This is a genomic window from Mesorhizobium sp. 1B3 (genome assembly GCF_050958605.1).
In the GTDB taxonomy this organism is placed as follows: Bacteria; Pseudomonadota; Alphaproteobacteria; order Rhizobiales; family Rhizobiaceae.
In genome coordinates this window covers 13727-33152 of sequence record NZ_JBJHDO010000021.1, presented here as the reverse complement: position 1 = coordinate 33152, position 19426 = coordinate 13727, and the positions used below count along the sequence as shown (strand labels likewise).

Annotated in this window: 14 protein-coding genes; 5 read left to right on the top strand and 9 right to left on the bottom strand. The window is 63.1% G+C overall.

The window, feature by feature from the left end:
- The first annotated feature begins 57 nt into the window (after positions 1-57).
- The 4 genes from murG to ACCO56_RS31750 all read left to right on the top strand — a co-directional run bounded on the left by murG (position 58) and on the right by ACCO56_RS31750 (position 4273).
- A complete protein-coding gene (gene murG, locus ACCO56_RS31765; protein ID WP_433644972.1) occupies positions 58-1185 on the top strand; it encodes an undecaprenyldiphospho-muramoylpentapeptide beta-N-acetylglucosaminyltransferase in 1128 nt (375 codons plus the stop codon).
- The gene (gene murC / locus ACCO56_RS31760) at positions 1182-2588 is read left to right on the top strand and encodes a UDP-N-acetylmuramate--L-alanine ligase (RefSeq protein ID WP_433644971.1); all 1407 of its coding nucleotides are present in this window, start codon (positions 1182-1184) and stop codon (positions 2586-2588) included. The genes murG and murC overlap by 4 nt, the downstream gene beginning before the upstream one ends.
- On the top strand, positions 2585-3550 hold the full coding sequence (gene murB / locus ACCO56_RS31755; RefSeq protein ID WP_433644970.1) for a UDP-N-acetylmuramate dehydrogenase: 966 nt from the start codon (positions 2585-2587) through the stop codon (positions 3548-3550). Before murC ends, murB begins: the two co-directional genes overlap by 4 nt.
- A 306-nt stretch (positions 3551-3856) precedes the next feature.
- Positions 3857-4273 carry a hypothetical protein gene (locus ACCO56_RS31750; protein WP_433644969.1) on the top strand — a complete coding sequence of 139 codons (417 nt, stop codon included), beginning with the start codon at positions 3857-3859 and terminating at the stop codon, positions 4271-4273.
- A gap of 340 nt (positions 4274-4613) precedes the next feature.
- Here ACCO56_RS31750 and ACCO56_RS31745 read toward each other — a convergent pair whose 3' ends face one another.
- From ACCO56_RS31745 to ACCO56_RS31705, 9 genes are all read right to left on the bottom strand, one after another.
- On the bottom strand, positions 4614-7736 hold the full coding sequence (locus ACCO56_RS31745) for a type I restriction endonuclease subunit R (RefSeq protein WP_433644968.1): 3123 nt from the start codon (positions 7734-7736) through the stop codon (positions 4614-4616).
- The gene (locus tag ACCO56_RS31740) at positions 7736-8428 is read right to left on the bottom strand and encodes an abortive infection family protein (protein ID WP_433644967.1); all 693 of its coding nucleotides are present in this window, start codon (positions 8426-8428) and stop codon (positions 7736-7738) included. Before ACCO56_RS31740 ends, ACCO56_RS31745 begins: the two co-directional genes overlap by 1 nt.
- Before the next feature lie 3 nt (positions 8429-8431).
- The gene (locus ACCO56_RS31735; protein ID WP_433644966.1) at positions 8432-9727 is read right to left on the bottom strand and encodes a restriction endonuclease subunit S; all 1296 of its coding nucleotides are present in this window, start codon (positions 9725-9727) and stop codon (positions 8432-8434) included.
- Positions 9717-11333 carry an N-6 DNA methylase gene (locus tag ACCO56_RS31730; protein ID WP_433644965.1) on the bottom strand — a complete coding sequence of 539 codons (1617 nt, stop codon included), beginning with the start codon at positions 11331-11333 and terminating at the stop codon, positions 9717-9719. The genes ACCO56_RS31735 and ACCO56_RS31730 overlap by 11 nt, the downstream gene beginning before the upstream one ends.
- Before the next feature lie 373 nt (positions 11334-11706).
- Complete coding sequence (locus tag ACCO56_RS31725) at positions 11707-12636, bottom strand: endonuclease NucS domain-containing protein (protein ID WP_433644964.1); 930 nt, start codon at positions 12634-12636, stop codon at positions 11707-11709.
- A gap of 196 nt (positions 12637-12832) precedes the next feature.
- A complete protein-coding gene (locus tag ACCO56_RS31720) occupies positions 12833-13759 on the bottom strand; it encodes an ABC transporter permease (RefSeq protein WP_433644963.1) in 927 nt (308 codons plus the stop codon).
- 482 nt (positions 13760-14241) lie between these two features.
- Complete coding sequence (locus ACCO56_RS31715; RefSeq protein WP_433644962.1) at positions 14242-15792, bottom strand: sugar ABC transporter ATP-binding protein; 1551 nt, start codon at positions 15790-15792, stop codon at positions 14242-14244.
- Between the two features lie 191 nt (positions 15793-15983).
- Positions 15984-16901: a sugar ABC transporter substrate-binding protein gene (locus tag ACCO56_RS31710; protein WP_433644961.1), complete on the bottom strand. Its 918-nt coding sequence runs from the start codon at positions 16899-16901 to the stop codon at positions 15984-15986.
- Between the two features lie 20 nt (positions 16902-16921).
- Positions 16922-18355, bottom strand: coding sequence for a xylulokinase (locus ACCO56_RS31705; protein ID WP_433644960.1), 1434 nt, complete (start codon positions 18353-18355; stop codon positions 16922-16924).
- A gap of 419 nt (positions 18356-18774) precedes the next feature.
- On the opposite strand from ACCO56_RS31705, the gene ACCO56_RS31700 reads away from it, so the two are divergent.
- Positions 18775-19062: a GIY-YIG nuclease family protein gene (locus ACCO56_RS31700; protein ID WP_433644959.1), complete on the top strand. Its 288-nt coding sequence runs from the start codon at positions 18775-18777 to the stop codon at positions 19060-19062.
- Positions 19063-19426: the final 364 nt, after the last annotated feature.

Sequence of the window (19426 nt, the reverse complement as noted above, 5' to 3'; positions counted from 1 at the left end):
GGGGGGCGTCGTAAAGCACCGCCCTCACAATGACGGCCATGCGGGACGACCATCCTAATGCCCCAACGCACCATCCTGCTCGCTGCCGGGGGCACCGGCGGGCATTTGTTTCCGGCCGAGGCGCTAGCGCATGAGTTGAAGGCGCGGGGGTGGGCGGTGCATCTGGCCGCCGACGACCGGGCAGGGCGCTTCGCCGGCGGCTTTCCGGCCGACGCGGTGCACGCCATCTCCTCCTCCACCATCGGGTCGCGCAACCCGGTCGCGCTCGCTCGCGCCTTCTGGACGATCTGGCGCGGCGTGCGCCAGGCTTCCCAGGTCATCGCCGCCATCAAGCCCGCCGCCGTGATCGGCTTCGGCGGCTACCCGACGCTGCCGCCGCTCTATGCCGCCGCGCGCCGCGGCGTGCCTTCCATGCTGCATGAGCAGAACGCGGTGATGGGCCGCGCCAACAAGGCGCTCGCCGCCAGGGTCAAAGCCATTGCCGGCGGCTTCCTTTCAGACGCGGCCGGGCCCTATGCGGCGAAGATCGTGGTTACCGGCAACCCCGTTCGCCCGGCCGTGCTCGAAGCGGCCAACACACCATTCGCCGCGCCGGCGGCGAACGAGCCCTTCCGCCTGCTCGTTTTCGGCGGCAGCCAGGGCGCGTCCTTCTTCTCCGAGGCCATCCCGCCGGCCCTCGCGGAGCTTCCCGAACCCCAGCGCAAGCGGCTGAAAATCACACAGCAGGCCCGCCGGGAAGACGAGGCTGGGGTGCGCGACGCCTATGCCGCGATGGGCGTCGAGGCCGAGGTCTCGCCCTTCTTCACCGACATGGCGGCGCGCCTCGCCGCCGCCCATCTCGTGATCTCGCGCTCGGGCGCCTCCACGGTATCGGAGATCGCGGTGATCGGCCGGCCGGCATTGCTCGTGCCTTATCCACATGCGCTCGACCACGATCAGGCGGCCAATGCCGCCACCCTTGCCGCTGCGGGAGGCGCCGAGGTCCACCCGCAGGCAAGCCTTTCCACAGAGCGGCTTGCCGAACTCATCGGCGGGCTGATGAACGCGCCCGACCGCCTCATCAATATGGCTGAGGCCGCGCGATCCCAGGGCAAGCCGGATGCTGCGCGGTTGCTCGCCGACCTCGCAGAGGCTATTGCGTCTGGTCAGACCATAGAAGAATTCAAGAAGGGGGTGCGGTCATGAAGATGCCGCAGACCATAGGGCTCGTCCACTTCATCGGCATCGGCGGCATCGGCATGAGCGGCATCGCCGAGGTGCTGCACAATCTCGGCTATCACGTGCAGGGCTCCGACCAGGCCGAGAGCGCCAATGTCCAGCGCCTGCGCGACAAGGGCATTTCCTGCTTCGTCGGCCACAAGGCCGAGAATCTCGGGGATGCCGAGGTGGTTGTCGTCTCGACCGCCATCAAGAAGAGCAATCCCGAGCTCGCCGCCGCCCGCGAGAAGCTGCTGCCGGTGGTGCGCCGCGCCGAGATGCTGGCCGAGCTGATGCGCTTCCGCAACGCGGTCGCCATCGGCGGCACCCATGGCAAAACCACCACGACGTCGATGGTGGCGACGTTGCTCGACGCCGGCGGCCTCGACCCGACCGTGGTGAATGGCGGCATCATCAACGCCTATGGCACCAATGCCCGCATGGGCGCCGGCGAATGGATGGTGGTGGAGGCCGACGAGAGCGACGGCACCTTCCTCAAGCTGCCGGCCGATATCGCCGTCATCACCAATATCGACCCCGAGCATCTCGACCATTACGGGAGCTTCGAGAAGGTGCGCGAGGCCTTCCGGCAATTCGTCGAGAACGTGCCCTTCTACGGCTTCGGCGTGATGTGCACCGACCATCCGGAAGTGCAGGCGCTGGTGTCGCGCATCGAAGACCGCCGCGTCATCACCTATGGCGAGAATGCGCAGGCCGATGTGCGCTTCGGCAACCATCGTTCCGAGGGCGGGGCCTCGCTGTTCGACGTGGTGATCCGCGACCGCAAGAGCGGCGCCGAGACCGCGATCCGCGACCTCCGGCTGCCCATGCCGGGCCGCCACAACGTCTCCAACGCCACGGCCGCTATCGCGGTGGCGCATGAGCTCGGCCTTTCCGACGAGGCGATACGGCGCGGCTTGAGCGCCTTCGGCGGCGTGAAGCGCCGCTTCACCCATACCGGCACCTGGAACGGCGTCGAGGTGTTCGACGATTACGGCCACCATCCCGTCGAGATCAAGGCGGTGCTGCGCGCCGCGCGCGATTCCGCCAAGGGGCGCGTCATCGCCATTGCCCAGCCGCATCGCTACACGCGCCTGCATGACCTCTTCGCGGATTTCTCTGCCTGCTTCAACGATGCCGACACGGTGATGGTGGCGCCGGTCTATGCGGCCGGCGAAGACCCGATCGACGGCGCTTCTTCCGAGGCGCTGGTCTCCCGCATCCGTGCCGGCGGCCATCGCGACGCGCGTTATATCGAAGGACCGGGGCAGATCGCGCCCATCGTGCGCGAGCTCGCCAGGCCGGGCGACTATGTGGTGTTCCTCGGCGCCGGCAACATCACGCAATGGGCATATGCCCTGCCGAAGGAATTGGCCGGGGCGACGTCATGATGCATGGCGAAAGACTGATCGAGAGGCTGGGCGACAAGCTCTCCGGCTTGCGCGGTCGCATCACGCCCAATGCCGAGATGGAAAAGATCACCTGGTTCCGTGCCGGCGGCCAGGCCGAGGCGCTGTTCCAGCCGGCCGACGAGGAGGACCTCGCGGCCTTCCTCGCCGCCGTGCCCGAGGAGATCCCGCTCACTGTCGTCGGCATCGGTTCCAACCTGCTTGTGCGCGAGGGCGGCATTCCCGGTTTCGTCATCCGGCTTTCCGCGAAGGGTTTCGGCGAGGCCGAGGTGATTTCGGATACGCGCATCAGGGCAGGGGCGGCCACGCCCGACAAGCGGCTCGCGGCGGTGGCGCACCAGGCCGGCATTGGCGGCTTCCATTTCTATCACGGCATTCCCGGTGGGGTGGGCGGCGCGCTGCGCATGAATGCCGGCGCCAATGGCGTCGAGACGCGCGAGCGCGTGGTGGAAGTGCGCGCGCTCGACCGCAAGGGCAATCCCTGCACGCTCTCCAACGCCGACATGGGCTACGCCTACCGCCATTCCGGCGCGCCGGCGGGGCTGATCTTCACCTCGGCCGTGTTCGAAGGCTACCCGGAGGACCAGGACGCCATCAAGGCGGCGATGGACGCCGTGCAGCAACACCGCGAGACGGTGCAGCCGATCCGCGAGAAGACCGGCGGCTCGACCTTCAAGAACCCCGAGGGCGCCTCTGCCTGGAAGCTCATCCACGACGCCGGCTGCCGCGGGCTGATGATCGGCGGGGCGCAGATGTCGCCCATGCACTGCAACTTCATGATCAACACCGGCAACGCCACCGGCTACGACCTCGAATATCTCGGCGAAACCGTCCGCGCCCGCGTTCTGGAGCACTCCGGCCAGCGACTCCACTGGGAAATCAAGCGCATCGGCCAGTTCAAGCCGGGGCACGAGGTGCAGGAGTTCCTGGGACAGTTGTTGTAGGGGCGCGCCTCAGCGCACGAGAGGCCGCTCCTTCTCCTTCGTTATTCTCGGGCGCTGAGCCCGAAGGGCGAAGCTGACCCGAGAATCCATTCCGTTCCCTCGCGGCCGCCGCCCGACCGCGCCGAGCCAGACGCTCCGTGCCTGCCCATCGACGAGCAGGAGTTGGGGCGCCTGCCAAAATTGCGGCCGACGAAGACCAGAAGTGCGTCGAGGCCCTGCTCGGCGACACCGAGCTCCTGATCCCTCGACAACCGCTCGACGCTTGTTTCGAGCGGGCGCGAGAACGACGCGGAATCCTGGAACTCGATGCAATCCTGGCTGCTCAAGCTGCGCCGCAAGGGCCTGAGCGTGCTGATCCTGGAGCCTGCCGGGCGCAATGGCGAGGCGCGTGGTACGTCGAAGCGGGAAGACGTGCTCGACACCGTCATCCAGCTCAAGCGCGGCGAGGATTACCAGCTCCAGCAGGGCGCCTGCTTCGAGGTTCATCTTACCAAAGCGCGCGGCATCTTCGGCGAGGACGCCGCGCCCTTCGAAGCGCGGCTGGAGATCCGCGACGGCGTGACCTCCTGGCACGTCCGCGACCTGACCGACGCGGAGGCGGAGAGGGTCGAGGAACTCACCCGCGAGAGCATGTCGGTGCGCGACATCGCGGAGGAAGCCGGCCTTTCCAAAAGCAAGATCAACCGCATCCAGGCGAAGCTGCGAACGGAGGGCAGGCTGTGAGGTGAGAACTGTCCCACTGTCCCACGCCCTAAGGGAGTGGGACAGTGGGACAGACGGAGACGGGGAAAGCTTCACCGGTGCTGATAGGGATCAGCTCGCGGCGGGTGGGGTATTGTGCGGGCTGTGGGGCGGACCAATGATATCGCCGCCCATGGAACTACAATTTCCTGATCGACATCGGCCACGGCCTCGCACATCTGGTTGAAGCCGTGCGCGCCCGCCGGGTTAGAGAATTTCGAAGTGCGGCTTCACTAGGACCCCTAGCGCGGTGGTTATAATGGCCCAGTAGGTTCTTGATCTGTGAGCATCGCGAAGCGCACGACCACTTTAGTGGTCCCACTCAGGTATCCACCCATTTTTCGCAAACGACGTTAGCTTGCTCCATCACGAGGTCAATTGCCATTTGCTGCAAATCCGGCGGATAGCCGTATCGACGCAGAAGGCGGCGCACTTCCACACGGAGCCTTGCGCGCACGTTTTCTTTCACCGCCCAATCAACGGTCACCAGAGGCTTCATCCGCCGCACCAATTCTTGGGCTAGCTCGCGTAAACCCTTACTGCCTAGCACGTCGATAGCCGATCGGTTTTCGGCAAGCGCGTCGTAGAACGCAATTTCATCGGCATCGAGACCAAGGTTTTCGCCGCGACCAAGTGATGCCCGCATTTCCTTGGCGAGATCGATCAGTTCCTGGATGACTTGGACACTATCGATTGCCCTGTTGTGGTATCGGGCAATGGCTTCCTCCAAGCGTTCGGAGAAACGCCGCGCCTCCACGACGTTTTGTTTCTCGCGGGAGAGAATCTCGCCGTTAATGAGGCGATGCAGCGCCTCAATCGCGAGGTTCTTCTGCTCCATAGACCGGACCTCATCAAGGAACTCATCGGAAAGAATAGCGATGTTCGGTTGCTCGAACCCGGCTTCCCGGAAGACGTCCAATAGCCCGTCCGCGACCACGGCACGGGACAGCAGTTGAGAAAGCTCTAGCTCAATTTCATGACGATCACGGGTACGGCCACCCGTGTATTTTACGAGATTGGCCCTAACCGCGAGCATGAAGGCGACATCTTCACGCAAGCGCGCGGCTTCCGGCGTGCCAGCCGCAAGGGCGAAGGCACTGGCCAGAGCCGTAGCAAGATCGAGATAGCGCTTCCGCCCGCTCTCTTGCGAAAGGACGAGCTCTACGGTCTGCTTCAACACGGTCAGTCGCCGACCGGCCTCACCCTTAAAGAAGTCTCGCCAGTTGACGCCACTCAGGAAATCGCTGACAGCTTCATGGCGAGCAACAAGTTGCTGGATCGCCAGTTCCTGATCCCGTGCCGTTTGCTCCCGGTCAGTTTGGCTATAGGCCGCAAGAGCCTGTTGCAGTTCAGCGCCGATACCCATGTAATCGACAACCAGCCCGCCGGGCTTTTCGCCGAACACACGATTGACGCGCGCAATGGCCTGCATGAGCCCGTGTCCGCGCATCGGCTTGTCCACATAAAGCGTATGCAGGCACGGGGCATCAAACCCTGTCAGCCACATGTCGCGAACGATGACCAGATTGAACGGGTCGTCAGGGTCTTTGAAGCGGTTGGCGAGTATCTTGTTCTCGCTCTTCTTGCGAATATGTGGCTTGAATTCGGGCGGATCAGACGCATTGCCGGTCATGACGACATTCATCCGGCCGCTTTCCGCCCATTCCGACCGCAGCTTGGCAATCTCGTCATATAGCGCAACCGCAATGCGGCGGCTCATGGCTACGACCATGCCCTTGCCGCCGCCCATCGCATCCTGACGTTTCTCAAAATGCGAGACGATATCCTCTGCTACGATCTTGATCCGTTCTGGTGCTCCGGCGACGGCTTCAAGCCGCGACCACTTCGATTTGTGCCGCTCCCGCTCGGTTTCTTCTTCCCCTTCGAGCAACTCGTCCGAGCCCTCGTCCAACACCGCCCGTGCGTCCGCATCAAGATGTAACTGAACAAGCCGGGCCGTGTAGTAAATCGGCACTGTTGCGCCGTCTTCAACGGACTGGGCAATATCATAGGTGTCGATTACGTCGCCGAACACCTGATAGGTATCGCGTCCGACCAGTTCTATAGGGGTGCCAGTAAAGCCGATGAACGTGGCATTCGGCAGCATGTCCCGAAGATGGACTGCCAGGCCATAGCTAGTCTGACCGGTCTTCTTGTCGATCCGTGCGCCTAGCCCGTATTGAGTTCGGTGCGCCTCATCCGCAATGACGATGATGTTCTCACGGTCGCTTATGACGTCGTTGCGCGCCTCGCCCTCCGGCCCGAACTTCTGCATCGTCGTGAAAATAATACCACCGGACGCACGATTTAGCTTCTGCCGCAGTTCTTCCCGATCCTCGGCATTTTCCGGCGCAACCCGAAAAAGGTCGGGGTGGTCGGCAAAGGTGCCGAAAAGCTGTTGGTCAAGGTCGTTGCGGTCGGTCACGACAACGACAGTCGGGTTCCTAAGCCGTTCGCTACGCTCCAGCTTCGAAGTGTAGAGCGCCATCGTTAGACTCTTGCCCGAGCCTTGTGTGTGCCAGATGACGCCAGCCTTGTGGGAACTGGTCGCTGTCGCGCTCTCGGTCGCCCGGACGGCTTTGTTGACGGCATGAAATTGATGATAACCGGCGAGCTTCTTCGCCCGCGCCGCGCCGCCCCGCACTTCATAGACGCCGAAATTGATCACGAGATCGAGGAAGCGGTCCGGGTGAAACACGCCCTTGATGATGGTTTCGAGTTCGGCTGCCCCTTTGTCGGCGATGTCGCGGCCGTCAATTGTGCGCCATGGCGCGAAACGGTCGAAGCTCGCCGTCAATGAGCCGATCCGCGCCTCCATCCCGTCGGAGATGACGATTGCGCCGTTATAACGGAAGAACGTCGGGATCGAGGTTTTGTAGGTCTGTATCTGGTTGAATGCCCTGAGCAGCGTCGCGTCGGCGTTGACCGCATCCTTGAGTTCGATAATCGCGAGCGGCAATCCATTCACGAAGCAGACGATGTCGAGCCGGCGATGCTCCTTGCTCTCCACCACCGTAAACTGGTTTGCCGCTAGGAAATCGTTACGCTCTGGCTTTTCTAGATCGAAGAGGCGGACCTTCCGGGTTATGACGCCGTGTTCCGGATTGTTAGTTTCAACATCGACGCCGTCCCGCATCAGCTGCATCATGCGACGGTTCTGATCAAGCAGGTCTTGGCTTTCGACGTCCTGAATTTTGCGCAGCGCCGCCGTTATGCCGTCCGAGCCAATATCGGGATTGAGCCTGAAAAGCGTATCCTCAAGGCGCGAGAGGAGCACGACGTCCGAATATGTACCGCGTGGGGCACCGGGACCATCGGGAGCGAGATAGGTTCCATCGAGCGTGCGCCATCCGACGACTTCCAGCCACGCCATGGCGGCGCTTTCGACTGCGGCTTCGCGGAAGCCAAGCGAGGGTCGTGGCGCTGATTGCTGATATTCGACCACTAAACCACCTTGCCAGCATCGTTTGCGCCCGCCTCGGATGCCTCCACTTGCCAAGCTTGAAGCGCTTCATCATAGCGGGATCGGTTCAGCATCCAAAGTATTTCGCTTGGCCTGAACGGCACGCCGACCACGACGATTTCACCTCGCTCTGCGACGTGGTTTTCATCAAGCTCAACGTTGAACTCCGCCTCGTCCTCATAAGCGCGTATCGGTTCGCGCCGCACCGTGCGGCGGTGCGCCTCATAGAGAAACGCGCAAAGCGCGTCGCTCAGGCTCAGAAGCATAGCGCCATGGTGAAACGCGAGAGTTTCCCAATTGGCCGATCCGCCGTGGCGCAAGCCCTCGATGTTGTTTAATTGTGCAAGTGCGCCAATGGACGCGTTCACGGAACGCGTCAGCTTAGTGAGCGCTTCTTCAATGCTTTTTTCGTCCGGATGATTGAGGCCAGCGAACGGGATCTGCTTGATCAGGTCGGAAACGAGGTCGTTGAGATCGGCCTTGGCGCGGGGAAGTCCACGTTCCTCGGCGATCGTCTTGCAACAGATTTCCAAAAGCGCCTTGGCCCGCTCTGCAGAAGTGAACGGCGCTTTCTCCGCCGCGTCCTCAACGGCTTCAAGATGCGGGACGAAACCTGCTGTCCCATCAGCGAATTCGGCGCACACCCGCCGCATCTGCTGCATGACGAACACCATCGATCATGCCCCCGCTTTGCCGACAAGCTTTTCGGCGTCCTTGAGGCAGATTTCGCCTGACATGAGCTTTGGAAGCAACAAATCACGGATGGCAGAGAGCGTGCGGGACTCCTGAACATTCGCCAGCATGCGATCAAAAAGGGGACTGGAAGCTATCTCGAACTGTTCAGCTAGTTCACTGCTTGGCGCAAAGAGCGAAATAGCCTCGAATGTTTGCCGCGTTATCGTTGAGAAAACTGAGCCATGCGCCAAAGACTGTAGCTTTGAGGCCATGTGGCTTGCGGTGAGAAACACGAACGACGGTCCATAGCCATTTGCGCCGCGCAAACCGTAGCACGATTGATTGAATGCCATCGCACGTCCGGTTCTAGCCAGGTTGCCCACCGTTCCCCTCGCTGAGACGATCGTCGCGCCCGCTTCGATGAGTTGTGCCGAACTATTCTGGAGGCCTTCCGCTGTTATCGTCTTCTCCGTGTCGATCACGTAAGTGTCAGCACCGGACGGCGTGTCGACGACTGAAAACCACGGAACATCCCCGCCCCAGTAGGACACCTCAGAAGTCTTGGGCGTACCTCCGCCGACGATCTCGAAGAAATGTGTTAGCGGCTTATGACTCCAACCCGATGGCGAGCCGTCCTCGCTAAGGTGGTCCGGGAACAAAGACCAAATCTCTTGGGAAAGGTAGGGTTTCTGCCCCTCCATCTTGGCGCGGACGGGATTGAAATCGATAAACCAGCTTTTGAAGATCGCCTGCGCCATCGCCTTAAGTGTCCGATTCATCTGGCGGTTCAGCTCGATTTTCTGGTCGAGCGCACAGATGAGTTCGGCGATAGCCATCTCCGTCTTCTGGTCGAAGCGAGCAATCTCCAAGGCTAGCAGTTGATCCGTTGGCAGCCGCCCTGTTCCGTGACCTGCTGACTCAACCAGCCCTAAGAGCTTGGTCTTTTTACTTACTAGAACTTGAAACAGATAATCCGGGTGAATGCCCGCGCGAGGAACAACTGCTTTAATATCCTGGTTGAAAGCAATCGCTTTCCTAGCTCGAACAATCCGTATCTCGTTATGCAAAGACATCCCGCGCACGGCAATAAACGATGCCTCCGGCGGCGCAAGTCGAGTCCCGCTTCCGATTGCTGAATTGCTAACTGTTTCTTCGGTTCCCCCGGTCCAGTTGCCCATGTCCTTCGGCGTCAGCCAAGGTATGTCACCTCCCCAGAATTCCGGTGTTGACTTACTAGGCGTCCCTCCAGAGAGCAGGTCGGCAACCTCGCCAAGTAGTTGGATCTGTTCAGCGGGCATTCGAGACAACCCCAAGAATACCCGATCTAATGATGGCGTTCAGACGCTCGCCTTCCAGAATTTGTCCTTCGAGTCGCTCTCTGAGTTCAGAGAAGTGTTCTGCAAATGGCGTATCGTCCTCCTCTGTGGCCGCCGCCCCGACATAACGACCCGGTGTCAGCACGAAGCCTTGCGCTTCGATGTCTTCATTCTTCACCGCCTTGCAGAACCCGGGAACGTCAGCATACTCGGACCGCCCCTCACGCCACGTATGATAAGCTTCCACGACCTTCCCGATGTCGCTTTCCTCAACCTCGTTCGGGCTGGACAGCGCCCGCAGGGTACGTGTTTCCATGTGGCCAAGTGACCGCGCGTCGATGAACAGCGTCTCGCCGCGCCGGTCGCGGAGCCGCTTGTCGCGCAGAAGGCCGTTCGATTTGTCGCGCGCAAGGAACCACATGCAGACGGGAATCTGTGTCGTGTAGAAAAGTTGGCTGGGTAGCGAAACGATGCAGTCCACGATGTCGTGGCGGATCATCTCGGCACGAATTTCGCCCTCGCCCGACTGGTTCGACGACAGCGACCCGTTGGCGAGGATGAAGCCCGCCAATCCGTGAGGCGCGAGGTGATGCACTATGTGCTGTACCCACGCGAAATTCGCGTTGGAGAGAGGCGGCACCCCGAATTTCCAGCGAACGTCTGAACGTCGCCGCTCGCCGCCCCAGTCCGAGATATTGAAGGGCGGGTTGGCGAGGATAAAATCGGCCTTGAGGTCTTTGTGTAGATCGTCGTGGAATGTGTCTGCCGCGCGCGGACCGAGATTGGCCGTGATCCCCCGGATCGCAAGGTTCATTTTAGCGAGACGCCAGGTCTGTGGGTTGGATTCCTGTCCGTAGACGGATAGGTCGTCGCGCCCGCCGCCATGGGCTTCGACGAACTTCTCCGACTGCACGAACATGCCGCCGGACCCGCAGCAAGGATCGTAGACGCGCCCTTTGTAAGGCTCGATCATACGAACGAGCAGTTCGACCACACGCGCCGGGGTATAAAACTGGCCGCCCTTCTTGCCCTCGGCAGCGGCGAACTGACCGATGAAATATTCGTAGGTGCGGCCGAGAAGGTCGTTGCCCTGATGGTGCGCCTCCTTAGCAACAAGCTCGATCTTGCCGACGAGATTGATCACCTCGCCCAACAGTCGCTTATCAAGATCGGCTCGCGCATAATCTTTCGGAAGAACACCTTCTAGAGTCGGGTTTTCCGCTTCGATGGCACGCATGGCGTCATCGACGATCTGCCCGATTTCGGCCGTCGTCGCGCGATCCTGAATATCCTGCCAGCGCGCCCCCTTCGGCACCCAGAAGACATTCTCCGCAACGTATTCGTCGCGTTCCTCCGGGTCTGTGAAGTCGGTATCCTGGCGAGCCTTCAGGTCCTCATATTTTGCGTTGAACTTGTCGGAGATAAATTTCAGAAATATTAGTCCCAGGACGACGTGCTTATATTCCGCAGCGTCCATATTGGAACGCAGCTTGTCGGCCATCGCCCACAACTTGGCTTCGAATCCGAGCGATGTCGATTTATCCCTGCCGTTAGGCTTTTGATTAGTTTTTGCTTCGCCTCTTGGCATGCCCCGTCTCCAAATCACTGCTAGCGGCTGTCAAGCACAGATCACGCGACGGTGAGGAGATCAACCTCGGAAACGCCCATCCAAACTGTTCCCACTTGGCATCCGTGGGACCGCTCCGACTACCGGCGAATGCGCGTTACGGCTGCACCCGGGAGCGTTAACAACGCTAGCTAATCGTGGCAACAAGTTTTAGCGACTCGATCAATCGGCGGAGCGCTCCGCAGAGCTGCGCGGGCGAGAAGCGTCGCGGCGGTCGTGAGACGTGCATTCGCTTAAGGCCTTGTTGTTCCGATCCGCGGCAGCGGTATCGCCTAGCAGCACGGTGGTCAACGCGTTTTACCGCCAATCCTATTCAGTGCGCTGCACATCTCAGCTATGCTTTGACCAATTTGAACTTGATTTCGTAGCGGTAGAACGAGACGTTCGGCACGACTGCTAGCGCCCAACGTAGTTTCCGGTCGTCATCAAGTGCGATGATCGCACCTTCGATCATTTGGGCATGTTCAGCGATTTCGCTCTTCACGTACCCCATGTAACGCAACACTTGGCCCACAACGACGTCGCTTGCCCGACCACGCTTGAGCTCTACGACGAGCAGGCGCTTCTTGTCTTTGGATATTGCCAAGATGTCGATTGGCCCGGCATCGGTCTCATATTGCTGGCCAACCTTTTCGCCATCCTCCTCGAAGATAGAAAAGTCCTTGGCGAGTTCTGTCTGATCCCAATTTGCGACGAGAAAGGCTTCAAGGTGCTTTTCCATCGCGAAAGCCACGGGATCTTCGATAGATGGATCAGCTGCGATGATGGCCAAAGGAGCTGGCGCAGCGTTTAGAAATGTCTCGATTTCGGGCCCGTAGGCTGAAATGTTGCTTACTGTACCAATCGATCCGGTCGAGTTCCGTAGGGCCTCGCTCATCGCACTCCGAGCTATCGCGAGATCGAACCATTTTACTGGACGACGGTGGGGCAACGGGCCGCCCGGAACAAACTCATAGCCGCCTGTGACCTCCGCGGCCCGATAAGAGCCTGTGCCGTCAGGGCAAAGTACGACATCACCGATCTTGATCCCTTTGGCGATGGTCCATAACGAGCCACAGGCTAAGCCGGCAGTCACTTTTGATTTGCCGGGATGGCCGGCGAGATAGACTGGAATGAAGGCCTTGTTGAATGCGCGCCACTCGTCGGGAAGTTTGTTGGTTAGGTCCTCGCCGATCTCAAAATCGGCGCCGATGAAGCCAGCGGTGAAGCATTCATTGGCAAAGGCACTCTTTTTCCCCAACATCACACGATAGTAAGCCCTCATATAATCTGGCCTTCCCGGGAAAGCAGCACTTAAATCACCCTGTCTAACGGCGCAGTCCTGAGAAATCTGGTTCGGCAGCACGCCGACAACACCAGGATAGGCGTGCCGAATCAGCTCCTTGCGGACGTCAGCTATGTATAGCTCGGCAAGTACTCGCCATAATGCAAGCCGCCTGTCAGGATCGAGGCTCCACTACCTACTCCTCCCGTCTCCCCACATTCCGCACCAGCACCGCGGCCACAATAATCAACCCCGTAAAAATGTCCTGCAGGTAGTTCGGCACCCCGAGTATCGTCAGGCCGTTAGCCGCCACCGCGATGATTGCCGCACCGAGCAGCGTGCCGAGGGCGTTGGCTTCGCCGTCGCGGAAGGCGGTCATGCCCAGGAAGGCGGCGGCGTAGGCCTGGAGCAGGAAGCCGTTGCCGCCTGTCGGGTGCGCGCTGCCGAGCCGCGCCGTGAGCAGCAGGCCGGCAATGCCGGCGAGGAGCGTGCAGAGGCCGAAGGCCGCCACCATGTTGCGCGGGATGGGCACGCCGGTGAGCCTTGCCGCCTCGCGGTTTCCGCCGATGGCGTGGATGCGCCGGCCGAGCTCGGTATGGTCGAGCACGAAGACGGTGAGGGCGGTCATGGCAAGCGCCCAGAGGGTGAGGACGGGAATGCCGGCCACCGTGCCCCGGCCGAGATTGCGGAACTCAGGCGGTATGTTGGCGAAGAGGGTGGCGCCGTTGCTCAGCCAGAAGGTGGCGCCGCCCATGATGGTGCCCAGCGCCAGCGTCACGATGAAGCTCGGCATGCGGAAGCGCGCCACCAGGAAGCCGCTGGCGCAGCCGATGGCGAAGGCGGAGACGAGCGTGGCGGCAATCGTTGAGGGCAAGCCCCAGCCCGCGCCGAACAGGGTCACCGCCAGGATGCCGGCCCAGGAAACAACGGCGCCCACGGAAAGATCGAATTCCGACAGCGCCATCACATAGGTCGCGCCCAGCGCCACGATCGCCAAAAGCGACATCTGCTGGGTGATGTTGATGAGGTTGGAGTATTGGGCGAAGGCGGGCGAGAGGGCGGAGAAGAGCGCGATGATCGCCAGCAGGCCGAAGAGGGTGCCGTAACGGGTGGTGAGGGCCACGGGGGTTCCTTCTTATGGGGCGGTGGGGTGGGCCCCCTCATCGGCCTGCCGGCCACTTCTCCCCGCTGGGGAGAAGGAGGCCTGCCGCGACGGCGGTTCGTAGAGAGAGGCGTTGTTGTCTGATGATTTGTGGAGCGGCGGTTGCGAGCGCCCCCTCATTCGCCTGCCGGCCACTCTCCCCGCTGGGGAGAAGGAGGCCTGCCGCGACGGCGGTTCGTAGTGAGAGGCGTTGTTGTCTGATGATTTGTGGAGCGGCGGTTGCGAGCGCCCCTCATCCGCCTGCCGGCACCTTCTCCCCGCTCGCGGGGAGAAGGGAGATTGTCGCAACGGCGGCTGGCAATCGGAGGCGTCGATGGCTGGTGATTGTGGGGCGGTGGTTGCAAGAGCCCCCTCATCGGCCTGCCGGCCACTTCTCCCCGACGGGGAGAAGGAGGCTTGCCGCGATGAGGGTTTGCAATTTGGGGCGGTCGTGATTGGCGAAATCATCGCGGCAGTCCTTCTTCTCCCCCGCGGGGAGAAGTGGCCGGCAGGCCGGTGAGGGGGCCTTTGGCATCCGCAAACGTCGCCGTCAGCACGTCCTGGCGCGTGAGGCTTTCGGCCGGCGCGTCCAGGGCGATCGCGCCGTGGGCGAGCACCATGATGCGGCCGGCTAGCATGAACAGCTCCTCGATGTCGCTGGTGGCGAAGACGACCGGCGTGCCTCGGGCCGCGAGGTCGCGGCAGAGCTGATGGATCTCGGCCTTGGAGCGCACGTCCACGCCGCGCGTCGGCTCGTCGAGCAGGAGAAGCCGCGTCTCCGGGGACAGCCAGCGGCCGATCAGCACCTTCTGCTGGTTGCCGCCGGAAAGCGTGGCGATCCGGTCCGTAAGCCGGCCGAATTTGGCGTTGACCGCGCCGAGCATGGCGCGCGCGCCGCGTCGCATGGCGGGGCGGGAAAGCACGGGCAGGCGGGGCAAAGCGCGATAGCGGGGCAGGCGTGGGAGCACGGCATTGTCGAGCACGGAATGGCTCATGATCAGCCCGGTCGAGCGGCGGTCCTCCGGCGCGAAGGCGACGCCGGCGCGGATGCGGGCCGCGATGCCGGAAGGCGGCAGCGCCCGGCCGGCGATGGCGATGCCGCCGCTCGCTGCGGGGGTGGCGCCCCAGATGGATTTGAGCAGGCTCGAACGGCCGGAGCCGACAATGCCGTAGAGCCCGACGATCTCGCCGGAGGAGACGGTAAGGTCGAGCGGCCTGCGGTGCGGGCCGGCGGCGAAGCCGGAAAGCGTCAGCACCGGGGCGCCGGTGGGGGGCAGGGCGGCAGGGCGCTGATGCGACAGGGCCTGCCCCGCCATCATGGCCACGATCTCGTCGCGCGTGGTGCCGGCAAGCTCGCCGTGGCCCACGGTGCGGCCGTTGCGCAGCACGGTGTAATCCTGCGCCACCTCGAACACCTCGTCCATGCGGTGCGATACGAAGATGACGGCGCAGCCTGCCCGGCCCAGATCGGCCGTCACCTTGCGCAGAGTCGCGGCTTCCGCCTCGCTGAGGGAGGCGGTGGGTTCGTCGAGCACGAGGATCCTGGCGTCGTCCATCAGCGCGCGCAGGATTTCCACGAGCTGGCGCTGGCTGACGGAGAGGCGGCGCACGGGAATGTCGAGCGGCAGGTCGAGGCGGAGACGCCGGCGCACGGCATCCATGCGGGCGCGCATGCCGGCCCAGTCGATCAGGCCGAAGCGGCGCGGGTAGGGGCGGCCGACAAAGGCGTTCTCGTAGGCGGTGAAGCCGGGGACGAGGTTGAGCTCCTGGTGGACGAAGCGCAGGCCGGCGGCTTCGGCGTCGCGGGGGTTGCGCGGGTCGAAGGGCTGGCCGGAAAGGCGGATCTCGCCGCGGTCGGGGCGATAGGCGCCGGAGAGGCATTTGAGGAGGGTGGATTTGCCGGCGCCGTTCTCGCCCAGCAGTGCGTGGACGCGGCCGGCAGCGACGGAGAGGCGCACGCCGTCGAGTGCGGCAACGCCGCCGAAGTGTTTGGCGAGGTTGGTGATTTCAAGCATGGGATGGAGCGCGCGGCGCGTTCTCCCCCCTTGAGGGGGAGATGGGTGCGAAGCACCCAGAGGGGGTACGAGCGGCAGCGCGCGACGCCATAAGTGACGTCGAGCCTGGCGGAGGCGACCCCACCCGGCTGCTTCGCAGCCACCCTCCCCTCAAGGGGGAGGGAAGCGTTGGCGCCACTCGGCCGCTCATTCTACTGCCCGCACGTCACGCCCAGACTCTCCCGATCAACCACCGTCGCATCCACGAAAATCTCCTGCTTGCTCACCGGCTTGCCCTCCAGCACGTTGCCGATCTCGGCCACGGCCGCCTTGGCGATGCCCGGGAAATCCTGGCGCACGGTGGCGACGAGGTTGGTGCATTGCTTGATCAGCTCCACCGCCTGCGGGTTGCCGTCGATGCCGGCGATGATCATCTTGGCGTCGGGCGCGTCGCTCTGCTGGGCGAGCAGCGCGCCGATGGCCGGCTCGTCCCAGGCGGCCCATACGCCGTTGATCTCGGCCCCGTGCTGGCGGATGAAGGTTTCCATGGCAAGCCGCGCATTGTCGATCGGGCCGGGCACCTGCACATAGTGTTCGGCAATCACCTTGATGTCGGGATGGGATTCCAGCGCCTTGTCCAGCGCGAGCTCGCGCTGGCGCACGCCGGGATGCGCCGAGTGGAAGAACTTGACGATGTTGCCCTTGTTGCCGAGCTGCTTGAACAAATAGTCGGAGAGGATTGTCCCCAGCGCGAAATTGTCGGTCGTGATGTTGGCGACGACGCCCGGCGCGACGGCGCCATCCAGCGCGATGACGGGGATCTTCTTTTCCGCCGCCGCGGCCACCTGGTCGGCGATCTGGTTGGGGTCGACGCTCACCAGCACGATCGCCTTCACGCCGGCATTGGTGACGTCTTCGACGCGGCTGGCGAGCTGCTGGAAGTCGCCGCGCGTGTCGACGACATTCACGGTCCAGCCCTTGGCCGCGGCGTCGGCCTTGAAGGTCTCGACCATCTCGTTGGTGGCGACCGAGCTGATATAGGGCGTGAGCACGGCCACGTCCTCGGCCTGGGCGGTGCCGGCAAGCAGCAAAGCGGCGAGACCTGCTAGCGTCGATAGAGTGCGTTTCATTGTCGTTCTCCTCCGGAAAATCATGTCAGGGAAGGCGCGATGGCGCGCGCGAATTGGGAAGCCTCGCAATAGGCACGGTAGCGCCGGGCGGCGCGCTTGGCGTCTTGCGGCTCGACGGTCTCGGCCTCGTGCTGCGGCTCGACCGGGGCGAAGCCGAGCTCGCCGGCCACCATGCGGTAGATGCCGAGCGCCGGCACGTCGCGGCTCTCCGGCGGCACGCTCACGCCGCGGCCGAGCGCATCCGCCAGCAGCTGCCGCATGAGCGGGCTCCTCGCCCCGCCGCCTATTGCCGTGAGGGGCGAGACCGGCAGGCCGGCATTTTCCAGATTGTGGCGCACGGCGAAGGCGATGCCTTCGAGCACGGAGCGGCAGAGTGCGCCGGGCCGATGATTGCGGTCGAGGCCGAGGAAGGCGCCGCGCACCGCCTGGTCCTCGAAGGGCGAGCGCTCGCCGGCGAGATAGGGCAGGAAGAGCGGGCCGGAGCGTTCGCGCTCGGCCTGACCGAGCAGGGTCTCGACGGGAACGGCCGCGACATCGGCGAGCCACTCCAGCGCCGAGCCGGCGGTGAGGAAGGGCGAGATCAGGATGGTGCGGTCGGGCCGGATCGGATCGGCCAGCGTGTAGATGTCGCGCGGCGGGTCGGCTTCGTCGAGCGTGGTGGTCGCGGCCACCCAGCCGGTCGTGCCGAGATAGACATAGGCAGAGGCCGGCCGGTCGGCGAAGGCACCCCAGGTGGCGGCCGCGCCGTCGCCCGCGCCGTTGAAGACGGGAATGCCTGGCGTCAGGCCGAGCGCCGCGGCGGGCGCGTCGCGCAGCCCGCCGACGACCGCATCGGCCGGCAGGATGTTGGGGAGGCGTTCGAGCGAGACGCTGGCGGCGGCCGCGAGGCCGGCATCCCAGGCGCCGGTGCGGATGTCGAAGAGGCCGGTGGTGGTGGCGGTTGTGGGGTCGATCACGCGCTGGCCGGTCAGCTTCTCGATCACCGCGTCCTTGGCGCCGAACAGGAAATGCGCCTTTTCGGCGCCCGCCGGGTAGTAGCGGTCGAGCCGCATGAGCTTGAGGATGGTATGGGCGGCGTCGAGCTTGTTACCGGTGCGCAGCGCATAGTCGTCGGGCAGTTCGCGGCCTATCGCTTCGACATCGCCCGCGTCGAGCCGCCGGTCGGAATAGAGCACGGCGGGGCCGACGGCCGAGCCGTCGTCCTTGAGCGCGATGAGGTTCTGCATCGAGCCGGAAAGCGCAATCGCCGCCACATTCTCGCGCCGGGGCAGGGCAGCCGCGGCTTCCAGCGCCGCCTTCCACCAGTCCTCGACATTCTGCTCGGCCGAACGGTCGGTCGCGGTCGCTGTCGGCACCGGGCTCGACGCCGCCGCCACCACTGCGCCCGTGCGGGAAAACAGCACCGCCTTGAGCGCCGAGGAGCCGACGTCGAATATGAGCAGAAGATCGTCCATTGCTCGCTAAACCTTTGGAATGCCGAATCCCGCAGGCGCGGCGGGATGTCAATCGGGGTGGAGCGGGGGTGGGGAAAAAATGTCGGGCGTGGCGGGGGCAGTTCTGCGCCGTTGGGTGGCTGTCGGAGACGGAACGGAATGGATCCTCGGATCAACCTCGCTTCGCTCGGGTCCGAGTATGACGATGGCGTTTATGTGTTCAGCTAATCGCCGACGCTGACGATTGGCATTCGCCATAAAAGCTTCCGCGCCCATGCCAAGCGCCAATGCTGGCGATTAGCGGAGCCAATAAACGCAACTCGTCATACTCGGACCCGAGCGAAGCGAGGTTGATCCGAGTATCCATTCCGTGACCTCGCAACTGCCACAACGCTGCAATCGAAGATTGCATTTCAGCGCCCCGATTGTACCATCGCTCCATGACCGGCTATGTCTACATGACCGCCAGCAAGAAGCGCGGCACGATCTATATCGGCGTGACCAACGACCTCGGCCGGCGGATGCCGGAGCACAAGGCCGGCGAGGGATCGCGCTTCACCGGTCGCTACGGCGTTCAGCGCCTCGTCTGGTACGAGGAACATTTCGACATCCGCGACGCGATCCAGCGCGAGAAGACGCTGAAGCACTGGCCGCGGCAATGGAAGATCGAGCTGATCGAGAGCCTCAATCCGGAGTGGTTCGAGCTGTTTCGCGGGACAGGGTGGTAGGCGGTCGTTCTGCGCCGTCGGGCGGCTGTCGGAAACGGCACGGAATGGATACTCGGATCACCTCGCTTCGCTCGGGTCCGAGTATGACGATGGCGTTTATGTGCTCCGCCAATCGCCAGCGTTGGCGATTGCGCAGGAGGCCTGACGCCAACTGCGACGCTGACGATAGGCATTCGCCATAGAAGCTTCGTCATACTGGACCCGAGCGAAGCGAGGTGATCCGAGTATCCATTCCGTTCCGTTGCGGCCGTCTGCCCGACGGTGCCGAACTCCGGTGGCCGTCTGCCCGACGCTCCAGGCAGAGTCTCCCGCTCACGTTCCTGTCGAAATAAAATCAAGAAAGTGAATCGTTCGGAATCATAAG